Origin of the sequence: Streptococcus pseudopneumoniae (assembly GCF_001072315.1) — a bacterium.
GTDB lineage: Bacteria > Bacillota > Bacilli > Lactobacillales > Streptococcaceae > Streptococcus > Streptococcus pseudopneumoniae_R.
Genome location: NZ_JVLI01000028.1, coordinates 1 through 16109 on the forward strand (window position 1 = coordinate 1; position 16109 = coordinate 16109).

Below are 16109 nucleotides of genomic sequence, written 5' to 3' on the forward strand. Positions count from 1 at the left end.
AGCTGATAAAGGTTGAAATGGTTGAGCTTTATTTCCCTGTAAATTAGCGATAATTTGAGGTATATAGGCAATAAATACTATAATTCCAATAAAGGCACCAATGGAACCTACGATTCGATTAATTTTTTGTTTTGTCATATTTCCCTCCAATTATAGAGTATCAAAATGATTGTAAATAAGCAAGGAATATGTTTACTTATGGTTATTGTATGTATGAAATAGAATAAAATGTCTGTTTTTCTTATTCTAAAGAGGATAAATATTAAAAATAGATAGAGTTGATTTTTACTTGATTTTTAAAGATTAAATGAATGGTAAAGGGTAAAAAAATCTCGGTTCTTGTGATGTTGAACCAAGATACGTTTCTATTCTTCTTAATAGCGTGTTGGTCCTGCACTTGCGCTGCGGATATTCAAGCGTTTCTTGAGATAGAAGCGAAGGGCTAGGAGGGTTGCTCCGATAATAGCTAGTGGCAATGGAGCAAGTACTGGGTTAAGGCTAGCTGGTAGGAAGCTTGTTGCAAAGAAGACAAGCAACCAAAGGAACATAGAAACTAGGATAACCAGTACAGATTTCCAGAAAGGTGGACGTTGACTGCGGTCCATATCAGGCCCGTAGTATTGGTAAACAAAGTAGTACATCAAGTAGAAGGCAAATCCACCAACAAGTCCAACTAATAGGAGGGTAATCAAACCGTAACCGATAGCTTGATCTGCTGAGAAGAAGGTTGTGAGGGCGCTGACGAGGGCAAAGAGGCTAGTGATGAAAAGGGCTGAATCCATAATCATCAGTTTTGGATCATCATTTTCTTTTGGATGCTCTTTTTCGTACTGCTCTTTGACAGTGAAGCTATGAGCCCAGTGAGTTGGTGCGCCATAGAGGGAGCGAGCAGTCGTACCTTTGGCTTGCTCCTCAAGGATTTGGGGAATAACTTCCTCAAAAATAGTCTTGATTTCAGCGTCTGTTTTCCCATCTTTGATGAATTGTTGGGTAGCGATGTGGACAAATTCTTGGTTTTTCTTTGTTAATTTTTGTAAATCAATCTGAGACATAGGAACTCCTCTTAGAACCATTTTTTATGGATGAGATAGAGAGTGAGCGAGACACTCATAGCAAAGGCGATAAAGACGATTAACCAGAAGGCATTTGGCTCTCCGTTTAGGGGGATTTCATTATCCTTAAAGTTCATCCCGTAGGCAGAGAAGACCATGGTTGGGATGGACATAACGATGGTCACAAGGGCCAAGGTTTTCATGATGTTGTTCTGGTTGTTGGAAATGATAGAGGCAAAGGTCTCTGTCATAGAATGCAAGACGTTTCCATAAATGTCTGCCATCTCGATGGCCTGTTGGGTTTCAATCAGGGTATCTTCAAGCAGGTCTTCGTCCTCAAGGTATTTCTTGATATTGCTGGTTGAGCTGGTCAATTTCTTAATCACGCGCTCATTTGTTTTGAGGGAGGCCTTGAAATAGACGATGGTTTTTTCCAATTCCATGAGCTCAATCAATTCTTCATTACGAGTTGATTGATGCAGTTGACTTTCGATTTGTTCACTCTTACGATCAATCGAACGAAGGGCTGTTAGGTAAAGCTCTGCATTGCGATAGAGAATCTGAAAGATGAAACGCGAACGCATGAAGGTGTAGAAATTACGCAATCGACGGTTGATAAAGACATCGAGGACCGGTAATGGTTCCAAACAAGTAGTGATAATGGTTTCCTCTGTGATGATAATACCAAGCGGGATGGTGACGTAGTAGGTGCGGTTATTTCTTTCCTCTGTGACTGGAACGTCAACGATAATCAGGGTATACTCGTCTTCAATCGTAATACGAGACATTTCTTCCGCATCGAGCGGTGCTCGAAGGTCGGCAATATCGATATCGAAGGCGTTAGCGATTTCGAGTGATTCATTTTGAGTTGGATTGACGAGATTGATCCAAGTACCCGGTTCAAGCGTATCGATCTCTTTAAATTCAGTTGTTGTAGAGAGAAAAACTTGTTTCATATCCCTTATCCTTTCTCATTTTTCAGATTTTTTCACACCGTACTATTATACTACAAAATCGGCCTTTTTCAAAATAAATCTAACAAAAAACCTGTTGCTATTGGATTTTTACTTTGTCTTGAAATGTTGATTTTTAAATTTGCTCCCCTTTTTGCTCCCCCTATAGTGCTTTTAGTGCAGTTTCGTAGAATGATACTGCTTTTTTTGCGTTCTCTTTTGAGAGGTGGCTATATATATCCATGGTCATTGATAAAGTGGAATGACCTAGGCGGTACTGGAGTTCCTTGTATGGTATTCCAGAGTTAAGCAAGAGACTAGCGTGAGTATGACGGAATCCGTGAAAGCCAATGTTAGGAACATCAGCACGCTTAAAATGTGTTTGCAATCTTCTTTTAAGTCTTGAACTGCTAGGATACTCATGAATGAAATCAGAAAATACCACGCTTTCACGTTGCCCTATCTTCCAGGCCTCTTTAGTTTGGCGTAGTTTGTACTGCTTTAGCATGCTAACAGTCGCTTGATCTATATCTATATCCCGATAACTAGCCTTAGATTTTGGGCTATTGATTTCTAGATCCCGATTTAGTGTTTTGGTAATATGCACAACGGCATTATCTAAGTCAATATCAGACCAGCTAAGTGCTAGAGCCTCATTGATACGGCAACCAGTAGCCAATAGGAACTTATAGAGCGTTGTCTCATAGTAATAACGGTATCTATGAGTATCTAAATTATCGAGATAACCAAGAAATTTTTTTAGTTCTTGATTTTCAAAGTGTTTTACCTTTTGGCGCTTTGCTTTCTGAGTGTTACGAGGTAAAACAACATCATGCGCAGGATTGGACGGTATAGCTTGCATGGTTACGCCATACTGTAAGATACGTTTGTTTAAAGCATGTATCTTGTCATAGTGTAGAAAAGCCCCTTTTTCCCCTATATTGGTCTTGTCAGCAAGTTTGTTGATAATGGACTGGATAAGTGGAGTAGTGAGCTTATCGAGCTTGTAAGCCCCGAAAATGGGCAATATATGATTATCAATTAACTTTCTAACATTGCCTTGAGTGTTTGGCTTAACCGTATTCTTATAACTTTCTAACCAGAGATTGGCTAATTCTTGATAGTTTTTTATGGTGCTAGCCTTTTGTCTAGTACAACCGTCTTTCTGGAAAGTAATTTTTTCTTGATTGGCTTTCTGTTTTACTTCCTTTTGTGTCCGCCCCGTTACCTTAGTTTTGACTTTCTTTCCTGTAACCTGGTCAACTCCTAGATATACATTAGCACGATAGACTTTACTACCGTCTTTTTTTATAACTTCAGTGATCTTCATGATTTAAACCTTTCTAAAATACATCAGCAGGCAAGCCATTATCAAAAAGGTTTTATATCATGCTAGGGCTTCACAGATTGCCCTGTATTCGATTTTAATTAGTCAGACGGTAAATAATACCAGAGTTGGAAACAAGGCGGATATGGGGTTAATATGAGCTTGTTTATAGTAAATAAGCCTGTATTTAAAGTTTTTTATCGTCAGTTAGCTGTTTTAAAGTTTTTTCAAAGTCCGAGTTTATCTTTTGAGTTTTATTGAATAGTTGGTATTCTGCTTTTGCTTTATCTTTCGCAACCTTGGAAGTGATTTTCCCATGACCTTCTAAAATATCGTATTCTTGGAAAGTCAAAAAGCGGTCAATGCTTTGGGCTAGTTGTTGCATTGTCTGAGCTTTTCGCTGTTCTATCTGTCTTTCCAGATAATCAAAATAGCTAGATATTCCTCTTTCAAGGGAACGGATTTCTGTTTCTGAAAGGTAATTCTTTGCTATTTGGGTATCTGCTTGCAGTATGCGACCATTAGGGGAGTTTTTCCATGTTGTAAGTCCCATGTTGTCTTTTGTATGGTCAGCTTTCGTGTAGATAATTTCCGCAGCAGTTTGGCCAGTGATTGCATAATGAAACTTATTCTGTACATCAGCATAGAATTGCTTAGTCAACGTACTTTGTGGATCATAGTCAATAGAAATTTCTGCAAAAATATCTGTAATCTGCAACCATATGCGACGCTCACTAGCCCGGATAGAACGCACGCGCTCCAAGAGCTCACGGAAATAGTCTTTTTCCAGCAAGTTTTCGCCTTGTTTCAGACGGTTGTCATCCATGGCGAACCCTTTTATCATGTACTCACGAAGTACCGAAGTGGCCCACTGTCTAAATCTCGTAGCTTTTTGGGAATTGACACGGTAACCAACTGAAATGATGGCGTCAAGGTTGTAGTAAGTAATTAAGTAATTCTTCCCATCGGTAGCAGTTGTTTCCATTTTGGAAATAACTGAATCTTCTTCTAATTCGCCCTCTTCAAAGATATTTTTTAGGTGTTTACTAATTGCAGGAACACCGACGTCAAAAAGTCTAGCCATTTCTTTCTGACTAGTCCAAATCGTTTCGCCTTTGATGATGACACTAGCTGTCTCGCTATCGTTGTCAGCAGTATAGATTAAGAATTGTAATTCGTTCATGAGATCCTTTCTAAAATATTGTAAGTGGTTGACATTTGTTGACATCAACAAAATTAGTAGATATGGGGCTTATATTGGGTTGAAGCTTGAGCGAAGCCCGAGAATCCACGCGCTCCAGGATTGTTGAACATTGTGGCGCGTGGTATGCGATAGGTCGCATTTTAAATGCAAGAGTGGTATAATGATGTTGTAAATACCTAACCTTTCGCTTATTTTCAGTTAGGTACTATTAGACAAGTTGGCAGTAGCTAGCTTGTCTTTTTCTATTTGTCAATTTCGCTTATTTTTTCGATTTAGTCTGTAAAATTGGCTTTCTATTCTTCAATTTCCCCTGTTTTTGCACAATAGACCATGAAAAGATGGTTGCTATTGGCAGATATGGGGGAGTTTAGCCTTTATTCTTAATATCGTTTAATTTGGCCAATGCTTGTATTAAATTGTTAATTAATAAATCTACTTGATCTTGGGAAACTGTCTTGATAGCATCGTCAATATTGTCTGTCAGAGAGGATAAAGCATCATTTATTTGGCTAAATACTTTTTTTAAGTATGCTTTCTTTTCTTCGGGAGGTAAAGCCATCAGTTCCTTATCGCTTAGAGTGTTTTCAATTCGTTTTATTTTTACTACGTTATTTGGGGTTTCTTCTGGTTCAATGCTAACAGGATAACCAGTAACATTAAAAAAATCTTCCTCAGCTCTTACCTTATCCAAATACAAAGAAAGCTGTTCGTTATAATTTCCAAATTTACTAATTTCTTGGATAATCTTATCAGCTTGATAAGGTTCAACGATTGACAGTAACTCCATATAATCATGCGCCTCTGAGTCAAAAAAATCGAATAAATCATTTAGCGTTTTTACCTTTGAAATTTCGCAGTTATAGAAATATAAACTTGTGATTGTATCTAAGTCAAGATCTAAAAATCTAGCACGTTCTACAATTTTTAAGGTGTTTTCAAAAACATTCTTGTTAATTGTTGATTCAGAATCTATTAATCTATTTTTTATAGCTTTTTCGATTTGTTCTAGTTCAAATCGAACATCACTATACCCCAACAGATACCCAACGCTTACCCCAAAGTAATCAGCTAATTGTTTTGCTTTTTCTGGTTTAATTTGGCTTTCTCCGTTTTCCCAATTTTGAAGAGTACGATAATGAACCCCAATATTTTCAGCTAACTCTTTTTGAGATAGCTTTTTTTCTTGTCTTAATTCTTTCAATCTATTCATGTTTTATCACACCTTTCACAGATGATTATATACTATATCTTAGAAAAAGTACATTTTTTTTGTGCAAAAATTAAAAAAATAGTTGACAATAGAAAAAATATTGTGTATCATACAATTCAAGCACAGAAAAAATGTGCAAAACCCTCCAACCTTTCACGCTTTCAATCTATTCATGGAGGGGGATTTTTTAGAAAGGGGGAAAGCTATGAGTAAACTACGAGGCTATCGAGTTATGTTAGGACTAACTCAGCAACAAATGGCGGATAAGCTAAAAATTTCTTTGCAGTCATACAACAACAAAGAATTAGGTAAAACGCCATTCAATGACAAAGAACGCCTAGCGATCAAGTCAATGGTTGCAGAAATCAAATCAGATATAACCATAGATGAACTATTTTATAGTTAGAAAGGAGCAAACCTATCGCAATACTACGCTACATTTACAGATTTCTTAAGTGGTGCTTTACCACTGGGGATTGAACTACTCGGAAGAAATTTCCGGCCAGAATAGAAAGGAGCTATTAAGAAATCAAGGCTATGGCATTCAGAAATAAAAAAACACGCCAAAGAAGCGCGTGAGAGCAACAAAAAAAGGCTTAGCAATAACCACACCGCAAAGCCTTTCACACTAACACTAAAACGAATTTAACAAAAAGCAGGCAAGCTATTATCAAAGAGGTTTTAGTAAAGATTTATACCTAGATTATAGCATATTTAGGGCAATTTGACCATACGGAGAGCGCCAACTCTTAAAACTGGTACTTTCTCACGCTTTCAATTTGGCGAGTCTGAGCGTGAGGATATCCTGTATAAGAAACAACTCAAAAAGCCCCACGCTCTCCGACGGCAAACTTCTGAGCGTGAGGCTAGGAATTACAAGAAAAAAGCATTAAAAAGCCATCGTGGCAAGTATAAAAAGATAGAAAAAGAGGTAAAAAACATGACAACAAAAAAAGCAACATCAAGCCAACAAGTTCTATTATCGGCCAAGAAACTAGCAGAATTAGGGAACGAATTAACCGACATCATGAATGTTTTAGAAATGAATAACCTAGCTCTTGAAGGGCTTGAGTTTGCACTACAGAAAGATACGACCACGTTCTTATGGCTTGCTAAAAAATACACTGATACAGCATACGCCCAGAATGAAAAGCTATACGATCGTCTAAATGAAATAGCCTTTTTGCTTTTGAACAATGATGACGCTAAAGAGCTGGAGGCATACCATGACTAAAGATATTAAAGAAATGGCACAAGCCGAAGACGACTTGCTGAATATGGAACAACCTAAACAAGCGGAATTTATCAAGAACTATAAGGCGATGGTATAACATGAACGAACTAGATTTAACCAACACACAGGCGCTTATCTTTTCCGTGGTACTGATTGGCTTACTGGTCTATCTAAACCACCGAGACCGCAAAAAAAGCGCCCAATTTGAGCGAGAAAACCAACAGACGATAGAAACACCTAACGAGGATTTAAACCCTGATTATGGGCGATATATCCAGCTTGCAGGGGTCAATGTATGGGGAGGAATTGAATGAGTCTATCAGAGAATGACAAACGAGTATTAAGACTAATCAAGGTAGGGGCTGAAAACTCCATAACAGGGGCAGAAATCAGCCTGATCACTAAGCTAGCAGAAAGAACCGTGCAAGATATTATCAGCCGTCTAATCACGCGCCATAGCGTTCCTATTGTTGGGGTTCGACACGGAACATTTAGAGGATATTTTATCCCAGCTAACAAAGAGGAGCTACTGGACGGTGCAAAAACATTTTACAATCAGATACGAGAAGAAGAAAAGCGCCTAGCAGTGTTGATGAATAGCGACCTAGAAAGCTACAAAGAAACCTTGAAGGAGGTGGGCGGATATGTTTAGCCTAAGCCGAGAAAGCGAGCAAGACCTAGCGCATGGCATTCTGGAAGTAGTGGAAAGATACCTTGAAGCGCGTGATAGACTCAAACCACGACTGACAGGGTTAATCTCAGCCCAGGAAGTCATGGATGAGTTAGATATAAAATATCTGACACTCCAAAAATGGGAAAAAGCAGGGCTAAGGCGATACCAGCCCCCACTAGAAGATACTAGAAAAATCTATTATAAAATATCTGACATCTGGAAGTTTTTGGGGGTGGAAAATGGCAAAAACTAAAATATATTTTTGGCTAAAAATTGATAAGAAATTTTTTGATAATATTTTTATCAAGAGACTAAAAACGGTACCTGGTGGGTACACTATGACGGTGATTTATATTAGGCTCATGCTAGAGAGCTTAGAAAGTGACTGTATTTTATACTATGAGGGATACTTTGACAATCTCAAGGAAGAGTTAGCCCTAAAATTAGATGTATCGGAAGATGATATAGATATGACCATGGCATACTTTACTAAGTGTGGTCTAATACAAGTTGATGAAGATAAAAACGCAGAACTACCACAGGCAAAAGCCTTGGTTGAGAGTGAAACAAACTGGGCAAACTATAAACGTGAACAACGAAAAAAAGCAAAATTGGAAGAAGTCCAACCATCTTTGACAATTTCCAACTCGTGTCCAATAGAGATAGAGATAGAGAAAGAGATAGAGAAAGAGATAGATAAAGAGTTAGAGAAAAAAACTTCTTCTGCTCCTACTGCTGAAATCTCTAACTATTACCAAAAGCGTATAGGGGTTATGGATGGGCAACAATATCAAATACTGACTGACTATCTCACTCTTGACAGTATGGAGCTAGAGGTTATCAAGATTGCCATAGACAAGGCTGCAGATAACGGCAAGCGATCTTTTAGCTATATCAATTCAATACTCAAGAACTGGAGACAGAATGGTATTAGAACCATGGTACAAGTCGAAGATGAACAGAGACTGTTTCAGCAAAAGAAACAAGGTCAGTCTGACGATGATATTCAAGATCCGTTTATTTACTGACGGAGAGGAGAAACAATGGAATTACTGAATACAGACCAGCTCAATGAAAAAATAAAGGTCACTGATGAGCTTTGCCCAACCCATCAGATTAACCTAGTACAATTCAAAAAGCCAGATGGTTATACATCACCCTACTGTATGGAATGTACTAGGGAGAACATCAAACAGACGGAGCTAGAGGGCATAGAAAAAGCCCTAGGCCATGATCTGGACTCTTCAACCTATGATGTGCTAGCGCGTGAAAGTACGGTGTCAAATGAGCTGAGAGAGGCCTCTTTTAGCACTTTCAAAGCCGAGACAAAAGAGGAACACGAGGCCAAGGAGTTTGCTATCAAACAAGCTAAGGAGTACCTAAACGGTATGACAGGAAACACGCTAATTATGGGCAATCCAGGTACGGGCAAAAGTCATTTATGCTATTCTATGGCCAAAGCGATTAACGAGGGCTATAAGTCTAGGAATGAGCCTAAGAGTGTGCTTTTTGTCAGTATTACTGAGATTATCACGCGCATTCAGTCAGGTTGGCAGTATAGACAGAGTGATTTTACAGAGTATGATGCCTTGAAGTTACTGACTGAGGTTGACTATCTCTTTATTGATGATTTAGGAACAGAAAGCGTTATGAACAGCCAAAAAAATGAAGCTAATAATTGGGTACAGGCCTTTCTTTTCAAGATTTTTGATAAGCGAGACACAACTATCATCAACACCAATCACAACGGAAAAGAGCTGGTCAGAATCTATAATGATAAGCTAGTCAGTCGCATTGGCAAACGGTCAGAGGGGAATGTATACAACATGACAGACATCAAAGACAAGAGGATGAAGCGTAATTTTTAACCAAATAAAAAAAGGAGGAATTCCATGATAGAACCAGCATACTTTGAACAGGCAGATCAGGAACTGGAGGAACTCAATCGCAAACGTGACGATTTTATGGCGGATGCAACACCAGTATGTCTTGAAGATACGCCTAAACTGATTGAACTAGGTGAGAAGTTTCGGACGGAAGACACCAGCATAAATGCCTATGAGTTATACAGACACCCTGAAGCGCGTGCAAAGTTATTCGCCCAAATCGCGGAAGCCTGCTTCTTGCTGATTGCAGATAGCTCACCAGTACCAGTGCAGCCGACACAAGCACAGCGGATACATTTTTGCGAGTACTTGGAAGGACAATTCCAGAATATCATTAAGAAGTTGATTGCAGGAACTGACAAGCAAGCTCTAGAGTCTTTACTTGAAGCTTTGCAACTACCCAAAGAAAAACAAGCTCAATTTGTCCGTGATGTGGTAGTAAGTGGCTTACTCAGTGAAGAATAGTAGCAAAGGGGCATTGCCTCTTTTTGTGGTTTCACTACTACTGAATCCAATAGTTTTGGGTTTTTCCATATAGGGGGAAATAATGAAGCGGTTAGCAATAGAAACAATCACTAAACCAATGAAGCTGAGAGGAATATCTAAGGGTATAGCTGAGTTGGACGGTCAACGTTTAGAGATTGATTTGGATAATTTAATGATTGATTTTGGTGGAGAGTCATTTGAATTAGACAGAATAGCAGGAACTAAGGGAGGTTATCGCTATTTCTTTCTTTGCCCTGATTGTGGTAGACGGTGCAGGTTGCTTTATAAACGGTATTTGTATTTTAGTTGCGGTACTTGTCTAGATATCCACAAGAGCACTCTTAACCGTAGTAAAACGGATTGCCAATACTACTGGGAACTTGCACTAAAAGAAGCCAGAAAGGTAGAACCAGGGTGGAGTCCTAGACGTGGTGGATATATGTTTGATGGTTTCCCTGAAAGACCAAAGTATATGAAGCGTGACAGGTATCATAAGCACTATAAGAAGTTTTTGAAGTATACTAAAAAAGGGGATAGATTTTGGCTGAATGGTTCTAGATTGTGAGACAATATGAAGTAGTGTGCAATTTACAAAACGAACACCGTATAAGGGGGAAATATGGAACGTGATAGCCGAGGGAGATTTTTACCAGGTAACCAAGTAGCAAAAGGCAACAGGGGCAACAGAAAGCCAAAATATGGCAATAGCAACGCTTTGAAGCATGGACTATGCAGAGGATACACTGGACTGTTACCAAGCCGAAAAGGTGGGGTGTCTATATATAAAAATGGTGCATACCTTGGAACACTACCAGACAAGTATTTCCACCATTCTGAAGATGGGGCGCTTTGGGTAGATTATAACGCTTGTCAGTATTTGATTTCGGTTTGTGGCTTACCTGAGAGTATGTTTAGCGAATCAGAAGAATGGTAAGGGGGCATATACTTGAACTCCGAGCGAACGCCGAGAAAACGAAAAAAAGCCAAGGCGCTCCGCCTCAGCTATAATCTCAATAATATTATTATATCACAAAGGAGCGAACTAATGGAGCTGGATAAGTTTAAAACGATGATGAACGTCAGAGAGCGGATGACTTACTTTCTACGTTTCCAGAGGATGGCAGGGAGTGAAAACCAAGTTAGGATAGACGAAGAGGCTTGGAAACTTATCTTACCTGATCGGTGGAATTTGAGTGGTGAACATGAAAAGGCAATCCGTGAGGGGTTGGAGATATTTGCCCACGACATCAACAACATAGAGAACAAGCGAGCCAGAAAATACTTCATTATCCATTATTGCTACATGAGGAAGAAAACAATGAGCGAATGCGTAGAAATGGCAGGTACTAGCTCCACTAGTTATCACCGATACAAACAGATAGCTGTTTTAAACTTTGCGAGAATCCACCAGAACAGAGAGCTAGAAGCATATAAGTAGGCAAATGTAGGCTGAGGCTTCATATTAGCCCCCTATTTCGCTTGGTTTCGTACTGGACAACTAAAACACCATGGATAAACTAGAAGCCCTCAGAAACGAATCTGGGGGCTTTTGTGAGGTCATAATCTTATAAACCACGCGCTTCATGGTATAATATACCTATCAGCAACCAGCAATAAAAAAGCACGTTTGACCGTGCTAGTTTCTTGCCTGCTGAACTCGTCAAATCCTAGCCCTTTTGTGGGGCTTTTTTGCTCCCCTTTTTGCGTACTTTGGGGGAGCAAGTAGTAAAAAGTAATGTTAGTATTTTTTGTTAAAAAGCGCGTGATATAAGGGTTAGGAAGCCCTAAGGAAACATAAAATAAGAAGTTTTTTATTATACTACAAAATCGGCCTTTTGGGTAATAGAATCTCACTTTTTTTGGTATAATGGTAAGCAATAATGGACTAGAAAGAACAAAGATGCAAGATAAAATTGTCATTCATGGGGCGCGTGCCCATAATTTAAAAAATATTGATGTGGAGATTCCACGAGACAAGCTGGTTGTAGTGACTGGTTTGTCAGGTTCAGGGAAATCCAGTTTGGCCTTTGATACCCTCTATGCGGAGGGACAACGTCGCTATGTGGAGAGTTTGTCAGCCTACGCTCGTCAATTCTTGGGGAATATGGAGAAGCCTGATGTAGATGCTATTGATGGTCTCAGCCCAGCTATTTCTATCGACCAGAAAACGACTAGCAAAAACCCTCGTTCGACGGTGGGAACTACGACTGAAATCAATGACTATCTGCGTCTCCTCTACGCGCGTGTGGGGACGCCTTACTGTATCAACGGGCATGGGGCTATCAAGGCTTCTTCTGTGGAGCAAATCGTGGATAAGGTTTTGGAGTTGCCTGAACGCCAGCGCCTGCAAATTTTAGCTCCAATCATCCGCAAGAAAAAAGGACAGCACAAGAGCGTTATTGAAAAGATTCAGAAAGATGGGTATGTCCGTGTCCGTGTGGATGGGGAAGTCTATGATGTGACCGAAGTGCCAGACTTGTCCAAGAGCAAGCAACACAATATTGATGTCGTGGTTGACCGTATTGTTATCAAGGAGGGTATTCGTAGCCGTCTCTTTGATTCCATTGAAGCTGCCCTTCGTATCGCAGAAGGTTATGTCATTATCGACACTATGGACGATTTGGAGTTGCTCTTCTCTGAGCATTATGCCTGTCCAGTTTGTGGCTTTACTGTTCCAGAGTTAGAGCCACGTCTCTTCTCCTTCAATGCTCCTTTTGGTTCTTGTAGTGAGTGTGATGGCTTGGGTATCAAGCTGGAGGTGGATACTGATTTGGTAGTACCAGATGCCAGCAAAACCTTACATGAGGGGGCGCTAGCACCTTGGAATCCTATCTCATCTAACTACTATCCAAACATGCTAGAGCAGGCCATGACAGCCTTTGGAGTGGATATGGATAAGCCTTTTGATGACTTGTCAGAAGAGGATAAGAACTTGATTCTCTACGGCTCAGATGGTAAGGAATTCCATTTCCACTATGAAAATGAATTTGGTGGCGTGCGCGATATCGATATTCCTTTTGAGGGAGTTGTCAATAATATCAAACGTCGCTACCATGAAACTAATAGTGACTACACCCGCACCCAGATGCGCCTTTACATGAATGAGCTGACCTGCGGAACTTGTCATGGTTATCGTCTCAATGACCAGGCCCTGTCTGTCCGTGTGGGTGGTGAGCAAGGACCACATATCGGAGAAATCTCAGACCTATCTATCGCTGATCACTTGGAATTAGTCAGTCAGTTGACTCTTTCTGAAAATGAAGCTATTATTGCTCGTCCCATTCTCAAGGAAATCAAGGACCGTTTGACCTTCCTTAATAACGTGGGTCTTAACTATCTGACTCTGTCTCGTTCAGCAGGAACCCTTTCAGGTGGGGAAAGTCAGCGTATTCGCTTGGCGACCCAGATTGGTTCTAACTTATCTGGAGTCCTCTATATCTTGGATGAGCCTTCGATTGGGCTCCACCAGAGGGACAATGACCGTCTGATTGCTAGTCTCAAAAAGATGCGCGACTTGGGTAATACACTCATTGTGGTGGAACACGACGAAGATACCATGCGTGAGGCGGATTATCTGATTGACGTTGGTCCCGGTGCCGGTGTTTTTGGTGGGGAAATTGTTGCGGCAGGTACGCCTAAACAGGTAGCTCGTAACAGTAAGTCTATCACAGGCCAGTACTTGTCAGGCAAACGTACCATTCCAGTACCAGACGAGCGTCGTGTGGGGAATGGTCGTTTTATCGCAGTGACAGGAGCGCGTGAGAACAACCTGCAAAATGTCACAGCTCGCTTTCCACTAGGAAAATTCATCGCGGTGACAGGGGTATCAGGTTCAGGGAAATCGACCCTAATCAATAGCATTCTCAAAAAAGCTATTGCCCAGAAGCTCAACCGTAATTCAGACAAGCCTGGTAAATTCAAGACCATCACAGGGATTGAGCATGTAGACCGTTTGATTGACATTGACCAGAGTCCAATTGGACGAACGCCGAGGTCCAACCCTGCTACCTATACAGGTGTCTTTGACGATATACGTGACCTCTTTGCTCAAACAAATGAAGCCAAGATTCGAGGTTACAAGAAGGGTCGTTTCAGTTTCAACGTCAAGGGTGGTCGTTGTGAAGCCTGCTCAGGTGACGGGATTATCAAGATTGAGATGCACTTCTTGCCAGATGTTTATGTGGCTTGTGAAGTTTGCCACGGAACCCGCTACAACAGTGAAACTCTAGAAGTTCACTACAAGGAAAAAAATATCTCGCAGGTCTTGGATATGACCGTCAACGATGCGGTAGAATTTTTCCAACACATTCCAAAGATTCAACGCAAACTTCAGACCATCAAGGATGTGGGACTGGGCTATGTGACGCTAGGGCAACCAGCTACCACCCTTTCTGGGGGAGAAGCACAGCGTATGAAGCTGGCTAGTGAACTTCACAAACGATCGACAGGAAAATCTTTTTACATTCTGGATGAGCCGACGACAGGTCTTCATACCGAGGATATCGCTCGCTTGCTCAAGGTTTTAGCTCGCTTTGTCGATGATGGCAATACAGTTCTTGTCATTGAGCACAATCTGGATGTTATCAAGACGGCAGACCATATTATTGACTTGGGACCTGAGGGCGGTGTCGGTGGTGGAACCATCATCGCAACAGGAACTCCAGAAGAAGTAGCGGCCAACGAAGCCAGCTACACAGGACAGTATTTGAAAGGAAAGTTACATCATGAATAAACGTGTACAAGCATTTCTAGCTAAAATGCAAGAAAAAGAACTAGATGGTATCATCATCAATAACCTTAAAAACGTCTATTATTTGACTGGTTTTTGGGGCTCAAACGGAACAGTCTTTATCAGCCGTGACCGTCAGGTCTTGGTGACGGATTCTCGCTACATCATTGCAGCCAAGCAAGAAACCAGTGGGTTTGAGATTGTGGCTGATCGTGATGAATTGGTTGTCATTGCAGGAATTGTTAAGGACATGGGCTTGTCTCGCATCGGTTTTGAGGATGAGATTTCGGTGTCTTATTATCGCCGTATGCAGGCAACCTTTGAAGGAATTGACTTGCTTCCACAAACTCAGTTTGTAGAAGGTCTTCGAATGATTAAGGATGAAGCGGAGATTGCAGCTATTCGCAAGGCTTGTTCTATCTCAGACCAAGCTTTCCGCGATGCGCTTGACTTTATTAAGCCAGGAAAGACTGAAATTGAGATTGCCAACTTCCTTGACTTCCGCATGCGTGAGTTGGGAGCATCTGGCTTGTCTTTTGATACGATTCTAGCTAGCGGTATCAATTCTTCTAAGCCTCATGCCCATCCTATGCATAAACCAGTTGAGCTAGGAGAAGCCATTACTATGGACTTCGGTTGCCTTTATGACCACTATGTCAGTGATATGACACGGACTATCTATCTAGGGCATGTCAGCGACGAGCAGGCAGAGATTTACAATACGGTTCTCAAAGCCAATCAAGCCTTGATTGACCAGGCTAAGGCTGGCTTAGGTTTCCGTGACTTTGACAAAATCCCTCGTGATATTATCATCGAGGCAGGCTATGGCGACTACTTTACCCACGGTATCGGACACGGTATTGGACTGGATATCCATGAGGAACCATACTTTAGCCAGACTTCTACAGAAACTATTAAGGCAGGTATGGCCTTGACAGATGAGCCAGGTATCTATATCGAAGGCAAATATGGCGTTCGTATCGAGGATGATATCCTGATTACAGAGACAGGTTGTGAATTATTGACCCTTGCTCCAAAAGAGTTGATAGTTATTTAAGAGTTAAACAACTCAAATGATTGACTTTTAAATTTTAAAGGTTTATACTGAAAGACGAAAACGGTAGGTGAGGCTACCATAGGGATACGGATGACTACCGCAAAGCAGTGGAGACACTACTCGTTGGTCAACAGTCCTGGTCGCGAAGGCCAAGACTAAGCTCATTACATTGCCCTATGGAGTTAAAGCTTGAACGAAAAACAGATAATTAGTTTTTTAATCCTGCCATTTTATGGTGGGATTTTCTACTGTTTAAATCAAAGAAAGGAGCTAAACGATGCAAATTGACGATCATCCG

Annotated in this window: 17 protein-coding genes, 1 pseudogene and 1 riboswitch; of the genes and pseudogenes, 13 read left to right on the forward strand and 5 right to left on the reverse strand. The window is 40.7% G+C overall.

Annotation, left to right across the window (positions count from 1 at the left end; genetic code table 11):
- Positions 1-374: 374 nt before the first annotated feature.
- The 5 genes and pseudogenes from ADH54_RS01290 to ADH54_RS11735 all read right to left on the reverse strand — a co-directional run.
- Positions 375-1052: a DUF1129 domain-containing protein gene (locus ADH54_RS01290; RefSeq protein WP_000078019.1), complete on the reverse strand. Its 678-nt coding sequence runs from the start codon at positions 1050-1052 to the stop codon at positions 375-377.
- Positions 1053-1063: 11 nt separating this feature from the next.
- Positions 1064-2008 (reverse strand): magnesium transporter CorA family protein, encoded by a 945-nt coding sequence (locus ADH54_RS01295; RefSeq protein WP_000815623.1) that lies wholly within the window; start codon positions 2006-2008, stop codon positions 1064-1066.
- A gap of 160 nt (positions 2009-2168) precedes the next feature.
- Positions 2169-3335 carry a tyrosine-type recombinase/integrase gene (locus ADH54_RS01300; RefSeq protein WP_049523622.1) on the reverse strand — a complete coding sequence of 389 codons (1167 nt, stop codon included), beginning with the start codon at positions 3333-3335 and terminating at the stop codon, positions 2169-2171.
- Positions 3336-3519: 184 nt separating this feature from the next.
- Positions 3520-4515, reverse strand: a complete 996-nt coding sequence (locus tag ADH54_RS01305; RefSeq protein WP_049523624.1) for a virulence RhuM family protein — start codon at positions 4513-4515, stop codon at positions 3520-3522.
- A gap of 1042 nt (positions 4516-5557) precedes the next feature.
- A pseudogene (locus ADH54_RS11735) lies at positions 5558-5746 on the reverse strand (helix-turn-helix domain-containing protein); the annotation flags it as partial.
- Between the two features lie 205 nt (positions 5747-5951).
- Here ADH54_RS11735 and ADH54_RS01315 point away from each other — a divergent pair.
- The 13 genes from ADH54_RS01315 (at position 5952) to ADH54_RS01375 (ending at position 15811) form a co-directional block, all read left to right on the forward strand.
- Positions 5952-6152: a helix-turn-helix transcriptional regulator gene (locus ADH54_RS01315; RefSeq protein WP_000040966.1), complete on the forward strand. Its 201-nt coding sequence runs from the start codon at positions 5952-5954 to the stop codon at positions 6150-6152.
- A gap of 534 nt (positions 6153-6686) precedes the next feature.
- Positions 6687-6980: a hypothetical protein gene (locus ADH54_RS01320; protein WP_025170800.1), complete on the forward strand. Its 294-nt coding sequence runs from the start codon at positions 6687-6689 to the stop codon at positions 6978-6980.
- A gap of 98 nt (positions 6981-7078) precedes the next feature.
- Positions 7079-7294 carry a hypothetical protein gene (locus ADH54_RS01325; protein ID WP_049523626.1) on the forward strand — a complete coding sequence of 72 codons (216 nt, stop codon included), beginning with the start codon at positions 7079-7081 and terminating at the stop codon, positions 7292-7294.
- Entirely contained in the window at positions 7291-7632 is a 342-nt protein-coding gene (locus tag ADH54_RS01330) for a hypothetical protein (protein ID WP_000058833.1), read from the forward strand. Before ADH54_RS01325 ends, ADH54_RS01330 begins: the two co-directional genes overlap by 4 nt.
- Entirely contained in the window at positions 7625-7906 is a 282-nt protein-coding gene (locus tag ADH54_RS01335; protein ID WP_049523629.1) for a hypothetical protein, read from the forward strand. Before ADH54_RS01330 ends, ADH54_RS01335 begins: the two co-directional genes overlap by 8 nt.
- Positions 7893-8681, forward strand: coding sequence for a DnaD domain protein (locus ADH54_RS01340; protein WP_049523631.1), 789 nt, complete (start codon positions 7893-7895; stop codon positions 8679-8681). The genes ADH54_RS01335 and ADH54_RS01340 overlap by 14 nt, the downstream gene beginning before the upstream one ends.
- A 15-nt stretch (positions 8682-8696) precedes the next feature.
- Positions 8697-9521, forward strand: coding sequence for an ATP-binding protein (locus tag ADH54_RS01345; RefSeq protein ID WP_049523633.1), 825 nt, complete (start codon positions 8697-8699; stop codon positions 9519-9521).
- Positions 9522-9545: 24 nt separating this feature from the next.
- On the forward strand, positions 9546-10004 hold the full coding sequence (locus ADH54_RS01350; protein ID WP_049523634.1) for a hypothetical protein: 459 nt from the start codon (positions 9546-9548) through the stop codon (positions 10002-10004).
- Between the two features lie 82 nt (positions 10005-10086).
- Positions 10087-10590 (forward strand): hypothetical protein, encoded by a 504-nt coding sequence (locus ADH54_RS01355; RefSeq protein ID WP_049523635.1) that lies wholly within the window; start codon positions 10087-10089, stop codon positions 10588-10590.
- A 54-nt stretch (positions 10591-10644) separates the two neighbouring features.
- Entirely contained in the window at positions 10645-10959 is a 315-nt protein-coding gene (locus ADH54_RS01360; protein WP_049523637.1) for a hypothetical protein, read from the forward strand.
- Between the two features lie 111 nt (positions 10960-11070).
- The gene (locus tag ADH54_RS01365; protein WP_049523639.1) at positions 11071-11463 is read left to right on the forward strand and encodes a transcriptional regulator; all 393 of its coding nucleotides are present in this window, start codon (positions 11071-11073) and stop codon (positions 11461-11463) included.
- 462 nt (positions 11464-11925) lie between these two features.
- Positions 11926-14757 (forward strand): excinuclease ABC subunit UvrA, encoded by a 2832-nt coding sequence (gene uvrA / locus ADH54_RS01370; protein WP_049523641.1) that lies wholly within the window; start codon positions 11926-11928, stop codon positions 14755-14757.
- Complete coding sequence (locus tag ADH54_RS01375) at positions 14750-15811, forward strand: M24 family metallopeptidase (RefSeq protein ID WP_001042865.1); 1062 nt, start codon at positions 14750-14752, stop codon at positions 15809-15811. The genes uvrA and ADH54_RS01375 overlap by 8 nt, the downstream gene beginning before the upstream one ends.
- 57 nt (positions 15812-15868) lie before the next feature.
- A riboswitch (M-box (ykoK) riboswitch) is annotated at positions 15869-16019 on the forward strand.
- The last annotated feature ends 90 nt before the right edge of the window (positions 16020-16109 follow it).